The following is a 20,454-nucleotide window of genomic DNA, read 5'->3' on the forward strand; positions in this document are numbered from 1 at the left end:
GCAGAGCGGGTGTTACGTATTGTGGTGCCAAGAGCCGGACTTGAACCGGCGACCCTCGCATTTTCAGTGCGATGCTCTACCAACTGAGCTATCTTGGCTCGCCACCGTTAACAATGGTGGGCGATGACGGGTTCGAACCGCCGACACCCTCGGTGTAAGCGAGGTGCTCTACCGCTGAGCTAATCGCCCCGACGTATGGTGCCCAGGAAGGGACTTGAACCCTTACGAGCGTGGTTAGCTCACTAGGCCCTCAACCTAGCGCGTCTGCCAATTCCGCCACCTGGGCGCTCAACGCCTCGTTATTATACGAAATGATGGCCCGCTTGTCAAATTAGGACTAACAACATCCTTGCGTTGGCGGGGTTGCATCATTATCATGATAGGTGCTTTCTCTGCGCTTGTCACGAATTAATCGCAATGGCATACGCTAGCTCTCCCTCATCTATCCGGCTTAGGATGATAGAGCCGAGTCAGCCGTTTCGCTTACGTTCCACACAAGCAACGGTAAAGCGTGGTCTGCATCCGTTGAGACGGTTAAGCGTGAGATTCATGGCATAGGATACTATTGAGGTGAGGAGCGTATGCAACGGCAATGGTCGAACGTCGTCATTATCGGTCTGGTTGCTGCGTTGGCGGTCACTATCGCGCAAGCCCAACCGGGTATTCCCGGCGGGGCGATGTTGGCAACAAATACTGGCACAGCATTTACCTATCAAGGTCGCCTAAGCAAAGATGGCGCACCAGTACAAGGTGTGTGTGACTTTCAATTTACGCTGTGGGATAGCGCGAGTGGTGACACCGCACTGGGAACGGTGACAGTCAATGCTGTAAACGTCACCGGTGGGTTGTTTACTATCCCGGCACTAGATTTCGGCAGCAATGCCTTTATCGGACAAGCGCGCTGGCTCGGCGTCGCCGTGCGCTGCCCTACTGGCAGCGGTTCATACACGAGCCTGACCCCACGGCAACCCTTAACCGCAGTGCCCTATGCGCTTAGCTTGCGACCGGGGGCGCAGATAGTAGGCGATGTCAGCGACAACAGCAGCATATTCGCGTACAATACAACTACTAGCAGCCTTTCGTATGGCATATATGGGCGCAGCGACAGCCCAAACGGTCGCGGCGTAGCCGGATTTGCAAGCGCTAGTAGCGGTGACGCCGTAGGAGTCTTTGGCCTTACCGCCAGTAGCAACGGCAAAGGTGTCACCGGTGAGGCTTGGGCGACGAACGGCCCGGCAATTGGTGTCTATGGCGTAACGCGATCGTCGAGCCTAGACGCTGCCGGTGTGCTCGGTGAAGCTACGCCTACATCCGTATTATCAACAAGTGGTATGCGGGGCATTAATCGCAGTAGCAACGCGACTGGCTTCGGCGTATGGGGCGAACATGTAGATGGCGGAATTGGCGTTTTCGGCACATCAGGGCGCGGGATCGGCGTCTATGGAAAGGTGCTGTCCAATACACTTGGCCTCTCGATTGGGGTGTGGGGTGAGAGTCCTTATAGTAGCGGTACCGGTGTCCTTGGGCAAGCGACCGCTACCAGCGGCACAACCTACGGCGTGCGCGGTGAGGTGGTGAGTCCAAATGGCTATGCCGCCCATTTTGCGGGCGGGCAAGGCGTGCGGGTGATCGGCAATTTGCAGGCTACTGGCGTAAAGACATTTGTCATCGATCATCCTCTCGATCCCGCCAATAAGTATCTCTACCACTTTGCCCAAGAAGGACCCGTTATTCAGAATGTGTATAATGGCATCGTCACTCTCGATGCCACTGGCGCCGCAATCGTCACGCTCCCAGACTACTTTGCCGCGATCAATGCTGAGCCGTTTCTTTACCAACTCACTCCGATCGGCGCAGCAATGCCCAACTTGCATGTAGCTCAGCCAATTACCGGCAATCTGTTCCGCATTGCCGGTGGTGTAGCCGGCGCACAGGTGTCATGGGAGGTCACTGCTACCCGCAACGATCCCTATCTACGCATGCATCCTGTGGCGACGGAAGTAGTCAAACCAGTTACTGAACGCGGTTTATATCTTGCGCCGGAAGCGTATAGCTTGTCTCCCTCGCTGAGCAGTAACCAAACCCTAGCTTCACCATTGCCACTGGATCCTACGGTGGAGGGCCAACGATGAAGCGATGGATTCAAGTTGGTCTGTTGGCACTTCTGATCAGTTTGGTGATCGGAGTCGTTGCCGCACAGAGCGGGTACAGCATTGTGTGGTATACGATTGACGGCGGCGGCGCCACTTTTAGCACCGGCAGCGGCTACACGCTCGGCAGCACCATCGGACAAGCTGACGCAGGTGTAGCCATTGGTGGCGGCTATACGTTGTACGGCGGGTTTTGGGGTTCACCGGATAGTCTGCTCTACATACCGTTCGTGGCACGGTGATCGCCGTCTAGCTGGTGATAAGGGATCAAAAAACAAAGTGGTAAGAGTAGCGTTTTGCAACCAACCACACGTATCACTAACGAGCATGAGCACACCTTTATCCGCCTTTGACTGCGCACAGCCGAAGGCGGATGAAGGCCGCTACAGCCTTGAAGCATTTCTCAACAGCAATACCGGCTGCGGCAACCATCCTAACTCGATCACTTCTCCCGCTTTGGTAAGCGGAAACCGAGCAGACTTGGCCGTTCAACCGTAGGCATGGCATGAAAATCGGCTTCGCCGGGGCGCAAGTGCGGCTTGCTCTCCAGCCATGCATCGCGGGTGGCTTTGGCTTGTTGCAGCATCTGCTCGATGGCCGCGACATCGCCGGCGTTGATCTGTTCGCGCACCGTGACGAGAAAGCGGATCAGCTCGTCGATCCAGCGGCTGAGACCGTGCGGGTTGGTGAGCAAGATGTCACGCTGCATCTGCGGATCGCCAGAGGCGAGACGCGAGACATCGCGGAAACCGGTGGCAGCCAGTGGGGCCATCTCTTTCCATGCCGGGCTTGTGCCGGTGGCTGTCACCAAGCCGACTGAGAGCAGCAGCGGCAGATGCGAGATACCGGCTACATACGCGTCATGCTCTTCGGGGTCGATGTAGTACGGTTTCGCCCCCACCGCGCGTACCAACGCCTCAACCGCTTCGACGGCCTGCGGCGCGGTATCGCCGGTCGTTGTCAGGCAGTAGATCGCTTCGCGGAAGAGATCGGGATCGGCGGCGGCTGGCCCCGACTTCTCGCGCCCGGCCATAGGGTGCCCGCCGACAAAACTCACCGTGCGGGGGAGGAGTTCGACGGCCCAGCGGTAGACCTGCGCTTTCGTACTTGCAACATCTGTAACAACTGCACCGGCAGGCACAGAGGTAGCCAATTCCCGAAACACCTCTTGCATTGCCCGCACCGGAGTCGCCACTACCACCATCTGCGCCTCACGCACCGCTTCAGCTAGCGTGCGCGCTTCACGGTCAATTGCCAACCGCCCCCTCGCCTCGCGAATCACGCGCGGCTCGCGATCAAATCCAATCACCTCAAGCGGGCCAAGCGGCGATTCTTTGGGATCAGCGTTGCGCAACGCCATGCCGAGCGAGGCGCCGATCAAGCCGAGACCAATGATAGCAATGCGGATCATGGGTTTCCTCTTCTCCTACCCCGCCGGTTCTACGCCGATCAACGACAAGAAGATAATCTCAACCAACACGACAATCACCGCCAACGCAATCAGTTTGATCGGGTCGAGCGCACGGAGCGCAGCTAAGGCCAGCGCCGCGGTGACAAAGATGCCGGCTTCATACGACTCGCGCCGCACCCGCCGGTTGTCGCGCGCCCATGCCTTGAGCGCCAGCCAGCGCCGGCTCAGCACAGCAATCACCGGGCGCGCGATCGCGGCTGCGCTGAGAAACACAGCAAACAGGATCAGCGCATAGACCGGCGTATCCGGCGGGTCAAGCAGGGTGCCGGTTGGGGCCGGTATAATCGCGATGGCGGTGAGCAATAACCATACTCCCAGCGTCCCTTCCACCGTGAGACCAGCTAGACCTAGCCACTTTTCCAACGGCCAGAAGGTCAGGATGCCGGTGATGAGGGCCAGACCATGAAAGATGAGATGGATCGGCGACAGCAGGTTTGGCCCGCGCGCCAATTCAGCGCTGATGACCATCCCAATCACGAGCGCCCAACTCAACCCCGCCAGCAGACCGAGCGCCGGCAACCAGCGCGTTGGCGACTCAACCGGCTCGTGTTCAGCCATCGCTCTGCTCTGACCACGCTACGCGGGCAAGGCGCTGACGCAACAGATGATCGGCCAGCACCAGCGCCAGCATTGCTTCGGCCACCGGCACCAACCGCGGCAACACGGTCGGGTCATGACGGCCATGCACCTCGATTGTCACCGGATTACCGTCGCGATCCACCGTCTGTTGCGGGCGAGCAATGCTGGCCGGCGGTTTGGCGGCCAGTCGCACGACAATCTCTTCACCAGTGGAAATACCGCCGAGGATACCGCCGTGATGGTTGGAAGCCGTGCCGATTGTGCCATCGTCACGACGAATAAACGGATCGTTATTTTGCGAGCCGCGCAGCATCGCTACGCCAAACCCTTCACCGATTTCAACCCCCTTGATCGCAGGGATCGAGAACATCGCCTTGCCAATATCGGCTTGCAACTTATCAAAGACCGGCTCGCCGAGGCCGGGAGGTACACCACGCGCCCGCACTTCGACAATCCCACCCAGCGAGTCGAGTTCGCGCCGCGCCTGATCGACCCGCTCGACCATCAACGCTGCAACCCGCGCATCGGGACAGCGCATCATATTGCGCTCGATCTCCTCTTCGTCAAAGACCTCGGCGCGCAGATCGGCCAGTTGCAGGGTATAGCCCACAATCTTCACCCCTACCGTTGCCAACAGCTTGCGTGCAATTGCACCGCCGGCCACGCGCCCGATTGTCTCGCGCGCTGACGAACGACCACCGCCGCGCCAATCACGAAAGCCGTACTTCACGTCCCACGTATAATCGGCGTGACCGGGCCGGTAGCTATCTTTGATATTCTCGTAATGGTGCGACTTCGCGTCGGTGTTATAAACCACCATCGTAATCGGCGTACCGGTCGTGCGGCCCTCGAACACGCCAGAGAGAATCTGCACTTCATCGGCTTCCCGCCGCTGCGAGCTAACCCGACTCTGGCCGACACGACGACGGTCGAGTTCGCGTTGAATATCGGCCACATCGAGCGGCAAACCGGCCGGACAGCCATCAACAGTGCAACCAACAGCCGGGCCGTGCGACTCGCCCCATGTCGTTAGGCGAAAAACGTGACCAAAACTATTTCCGGGCATCTGTATACTCCGCCAATAACACCGCAACGCCTTTGCGTCACTTATGCCCGGCGCATGATCTCTTTGCCCCACGCGCCAGCTTTCCACTCCGTCCATACGCGATCGTACACTGCTTTGACCTCGCCGGCAATCCGATTCCACGTATAGTACGCGCGGGCCAGCGCCGCCCCCCGCGCCGCGCGCAGGCGTGACTCGGCGGGGGCGTGCAGGCTGGCCAACAGCGCATTGGCAAGCGCCCCCGCATCGCCGGCCGGAACCACCAACCCATTCAGCTCGTGTTGCACGACCTCGGCCAACCCGCCAGCGTCAGAAACGATTACCGGGCAGCCGGCAGCAAACGCCTCTAGTGCCACAATCCCAAACGGCTCATACAGCGAAGGGAAGACGGCAACATCACCGACCGCGTATAGCCGATTACGGTCTTCATCACTGATAAAACCGAGAAATTCGACCGGAACTCCCAACTCAGTAGCGCGCTGCTTCAGATCGTCGAGCAAACTACCGGCGCCAGCAATGACTAGCCGAGCCGGTACTTCAGCAAGCACGCGCGGCCAAGCCTCTAGCAACACATGCACGCCCTTTTCGTATACTAACCGACCAACAAAAATCACTAACGACTCATTGTCGGCGGCAAAGCGGCGCCGAAACGACACCCAGTCAGCCGGCGTGGCGAAGGGTTGCGGCGGGATATGGACGCCATTCGAGATGACATCGATCTTATCAGGGGGGGTTGCGAAGTAATCGCGGATTTGGTGAGCCATAAAGTGCGAACAGACAATCACCCGCCACGCCTCATACGTGAGCCGCCACTCGAGATCGTTAATCTGCTGTGATCGATGGCCATTGATATCACCCCGGCCACGCCCTCGCTCGGTCGCGTGAATGGTTGCAATTAACGGCACTCGCCAATGGTGTTTGAGCGCAATCCCTACTTCAGCGGTTAACCAATCGTGGACGTGAATGAGTTCGGGCCTGCCACCGGGAAAGAGTGCATGCGCGGCGTGTTCAAGGTGACGACCAGCATGACGGACAAAACTAGGGAAATCGTCGGTATCGAACGGCGGGATCGCAACTCGGCAGATCGTGAGATTGTGCTGGCGCTCGAACGTCTCACCGCCACGTAATTGCGGTGTAAGGACAGTAACTGTTACTTCATGATCGGTGAGCGCCGGCGCGAGATCGGCGACGTGCCGGCCCAGACCGCCTACTATATGAGGAGGGTATTCCCACGAAATCTGAAGTACCTGCATAGTCAAAATTATAGCATAGTCAAGGCGCAACCGACATCGCCTTACACTAACGACTGTACGCGCGCAACAATGAATTTCAAGTAGCGTCCTTCAGGGAAACCAGCCGGCACCGGATGGTCAAGCGGCTGGCCGGCCTCGTGAATAATTTGCAGACGGCGATGCGCTTGCGCTGCCGCGTCGCCGAGCAAGGCCCGGAAGTGTTCAGGGCCGATCTGGGCAGTGCAACTGGCGCTCACCAGCATACCACCGGGCGTTACGCAGCGGATCCCGAGCGCATTGAGGCGCACGTAGGCCCGCAACGCGGCGTGCTGGCTAGCTCGCGCGCGAGCAAAACTCGGCGGATCGAGAATCACCACGTCAAAGGTGCGCCCGTCTTTGGCGTACCGATCGAGCAAGGCAAAACAATCTTCCGTCTCGAACCGGTGGCGTTCCGCCGGCAACCGATTCAGGGCGAGATTGGCAGCCGTTGCTTCAGCCAGTCCGCGTCCGACATCGCAACTCACCACCTCAGCCGCATCACCCCGCAGCGCATAGAGCGAAAACCCGCCAGTGTAGGCAAAACAGTTGAGCACGCTCGCGCCGGCTACGAAACCCTCGACGGTGCGCCGGTTGTCGCGCTGATCGAGAAAAAGACCGGTCTTTTGGCCATACAGCATATCAACTTGAAAGAAGAGACCATTCTCTTGCACCACCAAATCGCGTGGCGGCCATTCACCCCACAACAACACCGGCTGCGCTTCGCTCTCATTGTCGTCGTGGAGACGTGGACGTTGCACGACGCCGCGCAATTCGGGATCGACGGCGCGCAGGGCGGCGGCAATGGCCGGTGCCAAGGTCTGCACACTTTCGGCATAGGTCTGAATCACGGCGTAATCGCCATAGCGATCAACCACAATGCCGGGTAACCCATCACCCTCGCCATAGACCCAGCGGTACGCGGTTGTCTGTCCACTCGCACGGATTGGTGCGCGCAACTCCCATGCTTCCCAAACTCGCTCGCGGAACCACGCCTGATCGGGCGGGCCATTCCGGCTGAAGATCCGTAGTCCGATCGGACTCTGTTCATCGTAAAGGCCGTAGACGGTCAACCCGCCGCAACGGGCGCGCGCCCACTGGCCGGAACGCAGCCGTTCGGTGCCGATCAGATGGTTGCGGTAGACCCACGGATGGCCTTGTTGCAGCCGTGCGCGAATCGCAGGATCGATGGTAATGTCGGCAAGTGACGGCATAATGAACCAACATATATGAATATCGCAGAGAGACGCAGGGCAATTCCGATCAGCCACTATGCTTCATCGGGTTGTCAACAAGCGTAGCCCCTCAGAAACAACATGAGTCTCTCTCGACCTTGCGCCATTGCACCTTTACGTTGCCCCTCAAATCGTCGCTCCGCTTGGCACGCAGCCATCGGCAGGGAACGCAGCCGGCTGCGTGCGCGGGCGGATCGCCACATTACGCCCAATCCGTGTCTGAGGGGGAATATGCGCTTTCAAACCGACAAGGGTCAAACCGGTATTGAGCCGCTCTGGCGCTTCGGCGTTAGGGGTATTATCCTCACCTTCACCAACGACCGCACCCTCACCGATCCGCACCCCTTCATCGACGATACAACGGTCGAGGACAGCACCCGCCTCAATCACCGCGTCGCCGAGCACCACCGAATCGCGCACGACTGCTCCCGGCGCTACCACCACCCCCGGCGACAACACCGACCCGATCACGGTACCATATACCCGGCAGCCATCGCTCAGCAAGCTATTCTCAACCCGCGCCTGCACACCGATCTCGGCCCCCGGCCGGTCAGAACTGACAGTATGGATAACCCACTCCGGATCGTACAAATCGAGTGCCGGCGTTTCGGCTAACAGGGCCAAATTGGCTTCGTAATAGGCCTGTACCGTGCCAACATCGGCCCAGTAGCCTTGGAAATTGTAGGCAAAGGCGCGGGCGCTGGTAACAATGTTAGGCAACAGATGGCGACCAAAATCGACCGCATCGGTCGAGCGGAGCAGGTCGATCAGATATTGCTTGCGGAAAACGTAGATTCCCATTGAGGCGAGGTTTGAGTCGGCACGGCGCGGCTTCTCAACAAATCGATCGATCCGGCCATCGCTACCGACCGAGACGATCCCGTAGCGATGGGCATCGTGCGGACTTACGCTGCGCACCGCCATGGTCAGATCGGCCCTGCGCTCTTCATGCCATTCGAGCAGCGGGCGATAATCCATTTTATAAATGTGATCGCCGGCCAACAATAGCACGGCATCAGCCGGCTGATCCTCAACCACATCAAGATTGTAGCGCACCGCATCAGCCGTGCCGCGCTGCCAACCGCCGCCGTCGGGAGTCGGCGAAGGATGGAGCAAACGCAAACCGCCCTGCGCGCGGTCGAGATCCCACGGGCGGCCAACACCGAGATGGGCGTGCAGCGAGCGCGGGCGGTACTGGGTAAGCACCGCCACATTGTAGAGACCAGAATTCACGCAGTTCGAGAGCGCAAAATCGATAATCCGATACTTACCGCCAAACGGCACCGCCGCCTCGGTGCGTTCCGCGGTCAGCACGCTCAGCGCCGGTGAGTCGCCACCGGCTAATATCATGACCAACGTTCGCAGCATAACAACTCCATTCAGCACAGCGTTGCTGCGCCCATTCAGATCGTTTCGCCAGAAGGCACATCACCGGCTGGAAAATCCTCGGCGTCGCGATCGGCATTGATCACCACATTGCGTCCGATTGTTATGCCGGCCGGAATGTGGGCCGCTTTGCCGACCACTGTAATCCCCGTGTTAATCTTATCGGGCTGCTTGCGGTTCGGCACCGTCAGATCATCGCCAAAACCGAGGCGAGCGCCGGCGCCGACCACTACTTTCTTATCAACAATCACCCGATCAAGCACCGCGCCGGGGCCGATCCACGTATCGTTCATCACCACGCTATCGCGGACAATTGCCCCCGGTGAGACATACACCCCCGGCGACAGCACCGAATGCACGACCGTGCCGCGAATAGTGCAGCCGTTACAGATGATCGACTGCGTAACCCGCGCCTGCGGCCCGATCTTGGCTGGCGGGCGCTCTTCGCTGCGCGTGCGGATCAGCCAATTCGGGTCAAACAGATCAAACTCAAGCGAGGGATCGAGCAGTTGCATGCTCGTTTCCCAGTACGATTGGATGGTGCCGACATCAACCCAATAGCCCTTAAAGCGGTGAGCAAAGACCCGATCCTCAGCCACCATCGCCGGGATGACATCTTTGCCAAAATCGATGCGCGGCTTCTCAGGGCCGCCTTCCGACAGCCGCCGGATCAAGATATCGGCGTTGAAGACGTAGATCCCCATCGAAGCAAGATTGCCCTTATCACGCGCCTTAGGCTTCTCGGTGAACTCGATCACCCGATCGTTTTCATCGGTAGTCATAATCCCAAACCGATCGGTCTCTTCAATCGGCACCTCCATCACCGCCACCGTCAGATCAGCACGCTTGCGCAAATGGGTGTCGATGATGTCGTTGTAGTTCATCTTGTAGATATGATCACCGGACAGGATCAGCACCAGATCGGCGCGGCGTTCTTGGATGTAATTCAGATTTTGATAGATCGCATCAGCCGTGCCCCGGTACCACGACTCATCGCGCCGGCCTTGATACGGCTGCAACAACCGTACCCCGCCTCGCGCCCGGTCAAGATCCCACGGCTTGCCGATCCCGATATGTTCATTGAGCGAATGGGGCCGGTATTGCGTCAATACTGCCACATCGAAAATGCCGGAATTGACGCAATTCGAGAGGGTAAAATCGATAATGCGAAACTTACCGGCGAAGGGCACTGATGGTTTCGCGCGCTTTTCTGAGAGCACACTGAGGCGCGTACCTTCGCCGCCTGCCATGATCATCGCTATAATACGCATACGCCTCCCGTAACATTGCTAAGATCCGGCTACGCTATGGATTGTAAACCTAAGCGGACAATCGCGCAACGCGCGCTGATTGCTTAAGTTGCGAATTACCGCCTAACAATTCGCGACCATGCTCTAGACGGCTGCCAGCGGTTTGCTATCATACAGCTAATTATTAACTATCTCATGGATGCAGGAGTCTAACATGGCGGTCTACCCCTCCCCTACCCAACCGCAATCGACCGGATGGAAACGTTGGGTATTGATGGGCGTTGCGATCATCGTGCTCACCATCGTACTCTGCTGCGGCCTGTTCGTGTTTGGCGGTTGGCGCATCTTTACCGGGGTGATGGGTGAAACACAGGCGATTGAGCAAGTGATCAAGCAGTTTATGAATACCGGAAGGCGCAACGATCCCGATACTGCGCTCGCCCTCTTCGCCGATTCAGCGCAGAGCGTCGTTTCACGCAATGATCTGGAACGGCTGTTTGCCAATCGCCAACTATTCCGTGAGGTCAGCAGCGTCTCTCTCAACAGTTTCAATATCAAGAGTGATTTAGAAGGCACAACCGCCGAGATTGCCGGCCAGTTGAACTACGCTGATGGTTCGAGCCAAGCATTTTCAGCGCGGTTGCAAAAAGAGAATGACCAATGGCGATTGATCCGGATCGATTTTCGCTAGTATGACCGGCATAAGGAGGCGCGCCATGTTTCGTACTATTCTCGTTCCACTTGACGGCTCGCCGGTTGGCGAGGAAGCCTTGGCTGCCGCTGCCCGGCTAGCGCGTGCGGCGAATGCAACGGTGCATCTGGTGCATGTCCATTACCCCAATTCACTGACGCCAATCGTGATCGAGACGTTGCCGATCATTGATGCCGAATTGCAATCACTTGCGACCCAGCACGAGCAGTTTTACCTCGAACAGATTGCTGCCGCGCCGGTGATGCAGGGCGTTCACACGGTAACGACCCTGCTCGAAGGCGAGATCGCCGAGACCTTAGCCGCACACGCCCAAGCGATTCAAGCTAACCTGATCGTGATGACGACCCATGGTTGGAGCGGGTTCGAACATTTTTGGTTAGGAAGCGTCGCTGAATCACTCCTACGGCTGACGCATACGCCGCTTTGGTTGATGCGACCGGGTGAACCGGCGCAACGGGCAGCCCAACCACTGCGCCGCATCCTCGTGCCGCTTGATGGTTCTACGCTATCTGAACAGGTGTTGCCGCATGCCCAAGCGTTAGCATCGCTCGATGGTGCGCGGCTGATCTTCGCGCGGGTGATGACACGTCGCCGGCGAAGTGATGAAGCGAACGATGCTGAGCAGAAACGGCAGATTGAGGCGTATCTGCAAGAGATCGCCAGCCGGCTCGAAACCCAAGGCGTGCCCGCCGATATTGCGGTTGGCGCTGCCGAACAACCGGCGCGCGCGTTGCTCACGCTTAGCCGTGAGTTGCAGGTCGATGCGATTGCGTTGGCGACCCGCGGGCAAGGTGGTTGGCAACGAATCATGGTCGGCAGCACCGCCGATAAGGTTATCCGCGCCAGCCCGATCCCGGTTTTGGCCGTGCGTCCGTAGGCACCTACCGCAACGTGTCTGGAGTGTCCAAAGGGGCATACAGCAGGATGCCCCTCTGTTCTTCCCATATCATTCGGCCCGCAGGTGAATCACCGGATCACCCACACGCACCTCGCCTTCGCTGATCACCCGCGCATAGAGCCGGCTCCAGCCGGGAAAGAGACGCTGACTGATCCGACTAAACCAACCGCGTTGAAACGAACCGGCGATCGTGTTGCAGGGGGTGGTGTAGTCGGTAAGTTCGAGTTCAACCCATGAACCGATTAGCAAGCGGTCGCCGATTGCCAGTTGATCCCAATCAAGACCGATAATGGTCAGATTCTCACCGGTTGTACCCGGCGCAATGGGGTGGCCTTCCGCTTGCAACGCTGCAATCCGCTCGACGGAATAGAGCGAGACGGCGCGGCGCGGCCCGCCGTGATGTTCACGGTCGCGTTGGTAATCGCCGCGCACACCATCGATTGTGATCTCGGCAGCAGGCACCGAATACTTCGGTACACCACCGGTGGGGTTGACATTAATGGATGCTACTTTCCCCTGATTGCCCTCTGATTTCATGGCATTTACCTCTTCTCAAGCCAGTTGCTATCGGCTATTATATCAAGATTACAACCCTATTCTGCGCCAACGGTTTGTCGGCTAAGGAAATGCCATGGAACCTTTCAAGAAACCAACCCAAACAGCCGCTCCTACCGTTCGCGAAACAAAAGTTATCGGACAACCTGAATTACTCGAACCAGCGCTGTCTGCCCCCCATCATACCCGTTGGCGCATGATGATATACCGCGTAGGATATGCGCTTACTGGCCTCCTCGCCTTCGTGCTGGCGCTCGAATTGCTCAAACGCGGCGCTGCTGGCTACGGGAGGATATTGATCGCGTGGCTTGATATTTCGTCAACAGCTAATGCCCTCGGCTTTGGCTGGCTGCTGGCCTATATCTTTCTAAGCGGTTCACCGGTTGCCGCCGTCGCGGTAGCGTTTTTTGCCTCAGGCACAATCGACGGCTTACAAACCTTTACGATGATTACCGGTTCGCGGCTAGGGGCTTCGTTCATTGTGCTCTTTGTCGGCTTTCTCTACCACCTGCGCGGCCACCGCCGCGCGGCGAGCGTTTCTATCGGCGTACTGGCGTTATTAACAACCGCCGCGATCTATCTACCGGCACTAGCGCTGGGGTACTGGCTACTTAGCTCGCAACTCGTCGGCGTGATCTCGGCGAGTGCTACTAGCCCGCTTAGCTCGGTGATCGACCTCGTCGTCGATCCACTCGTTGCCATCTTGGCCAGCATCTTGCCCGAATGGACACTTCTGATCGTAGGCGCACTAGGACTGCTCGGCGCATTTAGCCTGCTTGACCGCGCTATTCCCGACATTCCCGGCGGGCAGTCGGTATTCGGCAAAGCCGGCCAGTTGCTCTATCGGCCATGGGCGATGTTTCTGCTCGGTGCTGCCATTACTTCCTTTACACTCTCGGTATCGGTATCGTTATCGATGCTGGTACCGCTCACGGTGCGCGGCATCATTCGGCGCGAGAATGCCTTGCCCTACATTATGGGCGCGAATATCACCACCTTTATCGACACACTGGTGGCGGCCCTGATTGTCGGCGGTGCAGCAGCGTTCACCATTGTGCTGGTTGAGATGCTCTGCGTCGCGTTTTTCTCGCTATTGGCCTTACTCTTCTTCTACCGACTCTTTGCCCACGCATTGCTCGGCTTACAAGAATTTATCGTTAGTTCTACGCCACGCCTGATTGGCTTCCTCGGCCTGATGCTGATTGTACCGATCTGGTTACTCTTCGTAAGGTGGTAACAGCAACTATGCATCTTGCGCTCTACGTTGGCAATAGCTTACAACGGGCCGATCTGATCACGTTTGCAGCGCCGCTCATTACGACATTAGCGCAACGATTAACCCTTATTGCGCGGGCTGACGAGGCAGCAATGCTTGATGATGCGATCGGCCACTTCCAGCCCAGCCCAGCAATTCATATCCGCCGCTGGAGTCAAGAGCACTCCTTTGCTGCTGCGATCCTCACTGCCGTCCAAGCTGAACAACCTGATCTTGTCATCGTGCCGGCCTTTACCGCACGCGCAACACCAATGAACTGGCCAAGACGGCAACTCGAGTTCACTATGCTGGGTTCACTGCCAATCCCGTTTCTACGTGTGCAAGGTCGAATAAGTCCCATCCGTCGGATCGTGATCGCCAGCGCCGGTGGCAAGCAATCGCTCGGTTGTGTACCGCTAGTCAGCCAACTTGCCCGCGCTTGCCAAGCTGAGGTGACCATCCTGCACGTCGCCTCCCAAGAACCCGTCTACTTCGACAGCTTCACCCAGCAATCGCCCCTTGATGAATCAATTGCAAGTGTGTTACAGCAATTGGCGGCAACTTTTAACGATCTAGGGGTAAGAACTCGCTTGCAAGTGGCACGCGGTCTGGTCGAAGACACCGTATTAGCCGAATGCAAATACCACGACGTATTGGTCATCGGCAGCCATCAGGTCACGTTCGATGACCAAACACCGACAGAAAGCTGGCTACGCGCACTTCAACGCTTATCACTGCAAGATGTTACCCGCGACTTGCTTGATCGTAGTCCAATTCCGGTGTTAGTTATCCAGCGGCAACAATCGTTGTAGTTTCTCTCTCAGTATTTGCAACGAATACCTTTATAATCAATTTCATCTCTCATGTAACAATGGTATAATAAGTCAATCATTTGTCTCCCTTGCATAGGATGCGTACACTCGCAGAGGAGGATCGCTGTGGGCTACGAAGCCATCTATCGCCGATCGATCGAAGACCCCGAAGGATACTGGGCTGAATTCGCCGCTGAATTGCACTGGTTTAAGCCATGGGATAAAGTGCTCGACAACAGCAATGCCCCATTCACACGCTGGTTTGTTGGTGGTGAGACGAACCTCTGCTACAACGCCGTTGATCGCCATGCCCTCGGCGGCAAACGCGGGCAGGCCGCTATCATCTGGGAAAGCGCCGAGACCGGGCAATCGCGCACGCTCACATACTTTGAGCTATACCGTGAAGTAAACCGCTTGGCCGGTCTGTTCCACAACCTCGGCGTGCGCAAAGGCGATCGGGTGATCATCTACATGCCGATGGTGCCCGAAGCGATCTTTGCGATGCTTGCTTGTGTGCGCATTGGCGCCATCCACTCGGTGGTCTTCGGCGGTTTCTCGGTCACGTCGCTTGCCTCACGGATCGATGACGCCGAACCGGTGTTGATCGTCACCGCCGATGCTGGCATGCGCAAGGGCCAGCCGGTGCCCCTAAAAGAGGTAGTTGACAAGGCGCTCGACGAAGCCAATACCGATAGCGTGCGCGATGTGCTCGTGCTCAACCGCGGGATCATCCCGGTCGAATTGAAGAAGGGGCGTGATCTCGATTGGTACGAGCAGCTCGCCAAACGCGGCGAGCGGTACATCGAGCCGGCCCGCATGGCCAGCACCGATCCTTCGTACATCCTTTACACCTCCGGCACCACCGGCAAGCCCAAGGGAGTGGTGCGTGATACTGGCGGCTATATGGTGGCGCTCTACGCCAGCATGAGCACTATCTACAACTGCGGCGACGGCGATGTCTTCTGGAGCACGAGCGACATCGGTTGGGTGGTCGGCCACTCGTACATCGTCTACGCGCCCTTGCTTAAAGGCGTACCCACCGTGGTCTACGAAGGCCGGCCCGACCACCCCGATCCCGGCGTCTGGTGGCGGGTGATCGAGAAGTACGGCGTCACCCACGTCTTCACCGCACCGACAGCGCTGCGCGCGCTGCGCAAGTTCCCCGCGCAGTGGATGCGCGACGCCGACATTAGCTCGCTCAAGATTCTGTACGCTGCTGGCGAACCGCTCGATGCGCCGACCTACGAGTGGGCAACGCAAGCGCTCGGCGTGCCGGTAATCGATCACTACTGGCAGACCGAGAGCGGCTGGCCGATGGTGACCAACCCGGTTGGTGTCGAGCTGCTGCCAATCAAGCCCGGCTCGCCGACCAAGCCGGCCTTCGGCCATCGCCTCGAAGTGGTTGACGCTGACGGTAACCGGGTGCCTCCCGGCGAGAAGGGTTTTCTCGTCGAGCATGGCCCGCTGCCTCCCGGCACGCTGCTCACGCTGTGGAACGACGACGAACGGTTTGTGAAGGGCTATTGGAGCCATTTCAAAGACAAGCTGCTCTATATGACCGGCGACTACGCGATCCAAGATGAAGATGGCTATCTATTCATGCTGGGTCGGGCCGATGAAGTGCTAAATGTCAGTGGTCACCGCCTTGGTACACGCGAGATCGAAGAGGTGGTCTCGGCACACCCCGCTGTGGCCGAAGCGAGCGTGATCGGCGTGCGCGATGAGCTGAAGGGTGAAGATGTGCTCGTTGTCGCAGTGCTTAAACAACACATCACGCCCCAAATGCAAGACGATATCGCGAATGAAATCCGGCAACTGGTGCGTGAGCGGATCGGCCCTATCGCGACGCCGAAAGCCGTCCACTTCGTCAGTATGCTGCCCAAGACGCGATCGGGCAAGATCATGCGCCGCGTGATCCGGGCTGTGTATCAAGGCGATAATATTGGCGACCTGAGCACGATCGAAGACGATGCCACGGTCGATATGGTGCGCGAAGCGATCGAGTTGCTGCGCGGTGATCTCTAGTCGCTATGGCGCGCCACTTAGCAGCGCATTGCATGGCGCGCCCGTGCCATGATTGTGCAAAACTTTACCGGATCTTTAATCTCTGCTCACAATTGTTCGCTATCGTGAAAATATCCACATAGCATTGGTTTGACATACCGGCGCGGCAACGCCTATAATCGTTGTATCCGCTGTGACAACCTATAGCCGCGCAGACACGCAACAAGGAGGTTCGACTCATGACCGAGACCCGCGATGTGGCGCTGCCCGACACCAGCGAGATGTACTATCCCGATCCGGCGCTGGTTGAGCAATCGAACGTGATGGCCTACGCCCGTAAGAAAGGCTTAAGTTCCTACGATGAACTCTACCAGTGGACGATCTCCCACCGCGAGGAATTCTGGGCTGATATGGCGAGTGAATTGGAGTGGTACCAGCCGTGGGAGAAGGTAATCGACGACAGCAATAAGCCTTTCTACAAGTGGTTTGTCGGCGGCAAGACCAATATCGTTCATAACGCGATCGACCGCCACCTCAAGACATGGCGCAAGAACAAGCTGGCCCTGATTTGGGAAGGAGAGGATGGTAGCCAGCGTACCTATTCTTACTACCAGCTCAATTATGAAGTGTCGCGGATTGCCAACGTGCTGAAGAGCATGGGGGTGAAGAAGGGCGATATTGTCACCATTTACATGCCCCGCATCCCTGAGCTGATGTTTAGTATGTTGGCCTGCGCCAAGATCGGCGCGGCTCATAGCGTGGTCTACGGCGGCTTTTCGGAAGCGGCCCTTGCCGATCGCTTGGCCGACGCTAAGAGCAAGGTGTTGATCACCGCCGACGGCGGCTATATGCGCGGCAAGGTGGTCGAGCTGAAGAAGATTGTCAACGAGGCGCTGGCCCGTACTCCCACCGTGCAAACCTGTCTCGTCTTCCGCCACACCAACCATGGCGTACCGATGGAGCAGGGCCGCGACTTCTGGATGCACGATCTGCTTGGTCTGCCGATCGCGAATGGTTACTGCCCCACCGAGCAGATGGACGCCGAGGATATGCTGTTTATCCTCTACACCTCCGGTACCACCGGCAAGCCCAAGGGTGTGGTGCATACCCACGGCGGCTATATGGTCGGTACCTATACCACACTCAAGTTTGTCTTCGACATCAAAGATGAAGATCGCTACTGGTGCGCCGCTGACCCCGGCTGGATTACCGGCCACTCGTTTATCGTCTACGCACCGTTGATCAATGGCGCTACTTCGTTTATGTACGAGGGCGCTCCCAATTATCCCTACCCCGATCGCTGGTGGAGTATGGTCGCCAAGCACGGGATTACGATTCTCTACACCGCGCCGACCGCAATCCGCGGTCTGATGCGCTTTGGCGACCTCTGGCCCTCGCGTCACGATCTCAGCACGTTGCGCCTGCTCGGTTCGGTTGGCGAACCGATTAATCCCGAAGCGTGGAAATGGTTCTACGAGAAGATCGGCCATAACCGCTGCCCAATCATGGATACGTGGTGGCAGACCGAGACCGGCCACTTTATGATTACGCCGACCCCGGCGGTACCGCTCAAACCCGGTTCGGCTACCCGTCCGTTCCTCGGTATCGAGGTTGATGTGGTGCATGAAGATGGCACCCCTTGCGCGCCGGATGAAGACGGTTTGCTGGTGATCAAGACACCATGGCCGGGGATGATGCGCACAATCCTCTACGATCCGCAACGTTACGTTGAGGGGTACTGGCAGAAGGTACCGCCGTACTATGCTGCCGGCGACAGCGCACGCAAAGACAAAGATGGCTACATCTGGGTCATCGGACGGCTCGATGACGTGATCAAGGTGTCGGGCTACCGCCTTGGCACCGCCGAAGTTGAGAGTGCATTGGTCAGCCACCCGGCAGTGGCCGAAGCTGCCGCGATAGGCTTACCGCACGAAGTGAAGGGTAACGCGATCCACGCCTTCGTTATCCTACGCACCGGCTTCGAGCCGAGCCACGATCTGGAAGAGAAGCTGCGCGCTCACGTCGGCCACGAGCTTGGCCCGATTGCCCGCCCCGACTCGATTACGTTTGTCACCTCACTGCCCAAGACGCGGTCGGGCAAGATTATGCGTCGTGTGCTACGCGCCCGCGCGTTGGGGCTGCCCGAAGGCGATGTGTCTACGTTGGAAGAGTAATACGAAATACCAGAGGGGCGATGAATGCGTCGCCCCTCTCTGCCTCTATGGCCCTGCCACCCATACCCGGCCTGTCAGTCGCGCTTGGTACGTTACCTGACCATTGCTTTGCCTAATCTGCCTCGGCTGACCGACGTAGCTGATCGGAATGCTAGGATTGATCTGTGCATGCGTACCGTACTCGCGTTGCACCCGCGCGCGATACGCTTCGCGAAAGGCGGTAAGCACACCCTGCTCATCAGTGCCTTCAGCAACGGTCACTTCAAGCTCGTACTCGATCGTTTGCAGTTGACCGGTGAGGGGGGCAGGCTGGCTACGGCCACCAACGATCGGCGCAAGGAATGGCTCGGCCCACGTGGGCCGCGTTACCAGCACGTACCCACTGAATACGGTCATGGCAATCAACCCCAGCAACACGATTACCACCATCATTTGACCGAGCAGACGGTGCGCCGGCTGGGATGGTAACGACGCCGCCATCGGCGTCGACGGCGGTGGAACCGGCATCGGCGGCGGTAGGTGAACAGGAACCGATGCGACTGGTGCAGAGCTAGCCGGTCGCGCCGGCACCGGTACTGGCTGCGACGCTGGCGCAACCCGCACTTGAGCCGGTTGCGATTGCCTACGCGGGATCAGCGCCGCGCGAAACTCATCCATCGTCGCAAAGCGATCTTTGGCAACCTTCTGCAACGCCTTTTCGAGCGCAGCACTGGTGCGCTCAGAGATTTCCGGCACCAGCGCACGCGCTGGCGGAAACGAGAAAGGCATCTCTTGGGTTGGATCGCGTCCGGTCAGCAGGTGATGCAGCGTTGCTGCTAGCGCATAGATATCTGACTGTGGCGTTGCCAACCCTTGATACTGCTCGGGCGGTGCATACCCCGGCGTGCCGATCTGCGTACCACGTTCAGTGGGCTTGAAGACTTTGGCAATACCAAAATCAATCAGCTTGACATCGCCACTCGGCTCGATCATCACGTTCGAGGGCTTCATATCGCGGTAAATCAGCCCCTTGCCGTGCAGGTAGCTCAGCACATCACAGATTTCGTCGGCCCAGCGCAACACCCGCTGCTCGTCGATCCGACCCTCGCGTTCAATGATCTGCTCGAGATCCTCGCCGCGAATAAAGTCCATGGTTAGATAATGGCGACCCTCGTCGGTAAAATGGCTGTAGACGCGAGGAATGCGCGGGTGGCGAAGCTGCTGGAGCAATTCCGCTTCGGCGTTAAACCGCTCAACCGCTTCGGCCCGCTCTTTCGGATCGGCGAACCGGTCGAGCATTTCTTTGATGGCGTAGATATTGCCGTCTTGATCAATACCCTCGTAGACCGCACCCTGCCCGCCGCGTTTAATAATCCGGGTAATAACATAGCGGCGATGGTCAGTGGGCTGATCGTTATTGAGAATAACGTCGTGACCACAATGCTGGCAGAACCGTGCTCGCCGCAGGTTCGGCTTATGGCAAATGGGGCAGAGGATTTCAGTCACCTCAGCCATAGTACTCCGTGTTGTTGTATGTGGCGAGCGGTTGGGAGCCATCGTAACGGCAAACCTTGCAATAGCGTCGTAGGTCAGTCTACGTGATGATACGCACGTATCGGCGGCAAAGTTGCACAATTGCGGCTAGTGCAGGAGATGTAGGGCA

General features: G+C 58.1%; 17 protein-coding genes and 3 tRNA genes. 8 read left to right on the plus strand and 12 right to left on the minus strand.

The window, feature by feature from the left end; genetic code table 11:
• Positions 1-22 precede the first annotated feature (22 nt).
• The 3 genes from Q1A59_RS13350 to Q1A59_RS13360 all read right to left on the minus strand — a co-directional run bounded on the left by Q1A59_RS13350 (position 23) and on the right by Q1A59_RS13360 (position 286).
• Positions 23-98, minus strand: a tRNA-Phe gene (locus Q1A59_RS13350).
• A gap of 16 nt (positions 99-114) precedes the next feature.
• Positions 115-189 (minus strand) — tRNA-Val (locus Q1A59_RS13355).
• Between the two features lie 7 nt (positions 190-196).
• A tRNA-Leu gene (locus Q1A59_RS13360) sits at positions 197-286 on the minus strand.
• 295 nt (positions 287-581) lie between these two features.
• On the opposite strand from Q1A59_RS13360, the gene Q1A59_RS13365 reads away from it, so the two are divergent.
• Both Q1A59_RS13365 and Q1A59_RS13370 read left to right on the plus strand, forming a co-directional pair.
• On the plus strand, positions 582-2,132 hold the full coding sequence (locus Q1A59_RS13365) for a hypothetical protein (protein ID WP_299645114.1): 1,551 nt from the start codon (positions 582-584) through the stop codon (positions 2,130-2,132).
• Entirely contained in the window at positions 2,129-2,392 is a 264-nt protein-coding gene (locus tag Q1A59_RS13370) for a hypothetical protein (protein WP_298402026.1), read from the plus strand. The genes Q1A59_RS13365 and Q1A59_RS13370 overlap by 4 nt, the downstream gene beginning before the upstream one ends.
• A gap of 200 nt (positions 2,393-2,592) precedes the next feature.
• Here the strand turns inward: Q1A59_RS13370 and Q1A59_RS13375 are convergent, their stop codons facing one another.
• The 7 genes from Q1A59_RS13375 to Q1A59_RS13405 all read right to left on the minus strand — a co-directional run bounded on the left by Q1A59_RS13375 (position 2,593) and on the right by Q1A59_RS13405 (position 10,423).
• Positions 2,593-3,561 (minus strand): prephenate dehydrogenase/arogenate dehydrogenase family protein, encoded by a 969-nt coding sequence (locus Q1A59_RS13375; protein WP_298402028.1) that lies wholly within the window; start codon positions 3,559-3,561, stop codon positions 2,593-2,595.
• A 15-nt stretch (positions 3,562-3,576) separates the two neighbouring features.
• A complete protein-coding gene (locus tag Q1A59_RS13380; protein ID WP_298402030.1) occupies positions 3,577-4,179 on the minus strand; it encodes a hypothetical protein in 603 nt (200 codons plus the stop codon).
• On the minus strand, positions 4,172-5,266 hold the full coding sequence (aroC, locus tag Q1A59_RS13385; RefSeq protein WP_298402032.1) for a chorismate synthase: 1,095 nt from the start codon (positions 5,264-5,266) through the stop codon (positions 4,172-4,174). The genes Q1A59_RS13380 and aroC overlap by 8 nt, the downstream gene beginning before the upstream one ends.
• 41 nt (positions 5,267-5,307) lie before the next feature.
• A complete protein-coding gene (locus Q1A59_RS13390) occupies positions 5,308-6,516 on the minus strand; it encodes a glycosyltransferase family 4 protein (RefSeq protein ID WP_298402034.1) in 1,209 nt (402 codons plus the stop codon).
• Positions 6,517-6,557: 41 nt separating this feature from the next.
• Positions 6,558-7,745, minus strand: a complete 1,188-nt coding sequence (locus Q1A59_RS13395; protein ID WP_298402036.1) for a class I SAM-dependent rRNA methyltransferase — start codon at positions 7,743-7,745, stop codon at positions 6,558-6,560.
• A gap of 147 nt (positions 7,746-7,892) precedes the next feature.
• Positions 7,893-9,134, minus strand: a complete 1,242-nt coding sequence (locus tag Q1A59_RS13400) for a glucose-1-phosphate adenylyltransferase family protein (protein WP_299645115.1) — start codon at positions 9,132-9,134, stop codon at positions 7,893-7,895.
• A 35-nt stretch (positions 9,135-9,169) separates the two neighbouring features.
• Positions 9,170-10,423: a glucose-1-phosphate adenylyltransferase gene (locus tag Q1A59_RS13405; RefSeq protein ID WP_298482536.1), complete on the minus strand. Its 1,254-nt coding sequence runs from the start codon at positions 10,421-10,423 to the stop codon at positions 9,170-9,172.
• A gap of 193 nt (positions 10,424-10,616) precedes the next feature.
• Between Q1A59_RS13405 and Q1A59_RS13410 the strand changes: the two genes are divergently transcribed.
• Positions 10,617-11,093 (plus strand): hypothetical protein, encoded by a 477-nt coding sequence (locus tag Q1A59_RS13410; protein ID WP_298402042.1) that lies wholly within the window; start codon positions 10,617-10,619, stop codon positions 11,091-11,093.
• 25 nt (positions 11,094-11,118) lie between these two features.
• Positions 11,119-11,991, plus strand: a complete 873-nt coding sequence (locus tag Q1A59_RS13415; RefSeq protein ID WP_299645116.1) for a universal stress protein — start codon at positions 11,119-11,121, stop codon at positions 11,989-11,991.
• A 69-nt stretch (positions 11,992-12,060) separates the two neighbouring features.
• Here the strand turns inward: Q1A59_RS13415 and Q1A59_RS13420 are convergent, their stop codons facing one another.
• Entirely contained in the window at positions 12,061-12,549 is a 489-nt protein-coding gene (locus Q1A59_RS13420; RefSeq protein ID WP_298402047.1) for an MOSC domain-containing protein, read from the minus strand.
• A 94-nt stretch (positions 12,550-12,643) separates the two neighbouring features.
• Here Q1A59_RS13420 and Q1A59_RS13425 point away from each other — a divergent pair, with 94 nt between their 5' ends.
• From Q1A59_RS13425 to acs, 4 genes are all read left to right on the plus strand, one after another.
• The gene (locus Q1A59_RS13425) at positions 12,644-13,804 is read left to right on the plus strand and encodes a hypothetical protein (protein ID WP_298402049.1); all 1,161 of its coding nucleotides are present in this window, start codon (positions 12,644-12,646) and stop codon (positions 13,802-13,804) included.
• 8 nt (positions 13,805-13,812) lie between these two features.
• Positions 13,813-14,634 carry a universal stress protein gene (locus tag Q1A59_RS13430; protein WP_298402052.1) on the plus strand — a complete coding sequence of 274 codons (822 nt, stop codon included), beginning with the start codon at positions 13,813-13,815 and terminating at the stop codon, positions 14,632-14,634.
• 126 nt (positions 14,635-14,760) lie between these two features.
• Positions 14,761-16,659 (plus strand): propionate--CoA ligase, encoded by a 1,899-nt coding sequence (gene prpE / locus Q1A59_RS13435; RefSeq protein WP_298482534.1) that lies wholly within the window; start codon positions 14,761-14,763, stop codon positions 16,657-16,659.
• 218 nt (positions 16,660-16,877) lie between these two features.
• On the plus strand, positions 16,878-18,812 hold the full coding sequence (gene acs, locus Q1A59_RS13440) for an acetate--CoA ligase (RefSeq protein ID WP_298402056.1): 1,935 nt from the start codon (positions 16,878-16,880) through the stop codon (positions 18,810-18,812).
• Between the two features lie 45 nt (positions 18,813-18,857).
• On the opposite strand, the gene Q1A59_RS13445 is transcribed toward acs, so the two are convergent.
• The gene (locus tag Q1A59_RS13445) at positions 18,858-20,306 is read right to left on the minus strand and encodes a serine/threonine-protein kinase (RefSeq protein ID WP_298402058.1); all 1,449 of its coding nucleotides are present in this window, start codon (positions 20,304-20,306) and stop codon (positions 18,858-18,860) included.
• Between the last annotated feature and the right edge of the window lie 148 nt (positions 20,307-20,454).

The sequence above is a fragment of the uncultured Chloroflexus sp. genome (assembly GCF_937951745.1).
GTDB lineage: Bacteria > Chloroflexota > Chloroflexia > Chloroflexales > Chloroflexaceae > Chloroflexus.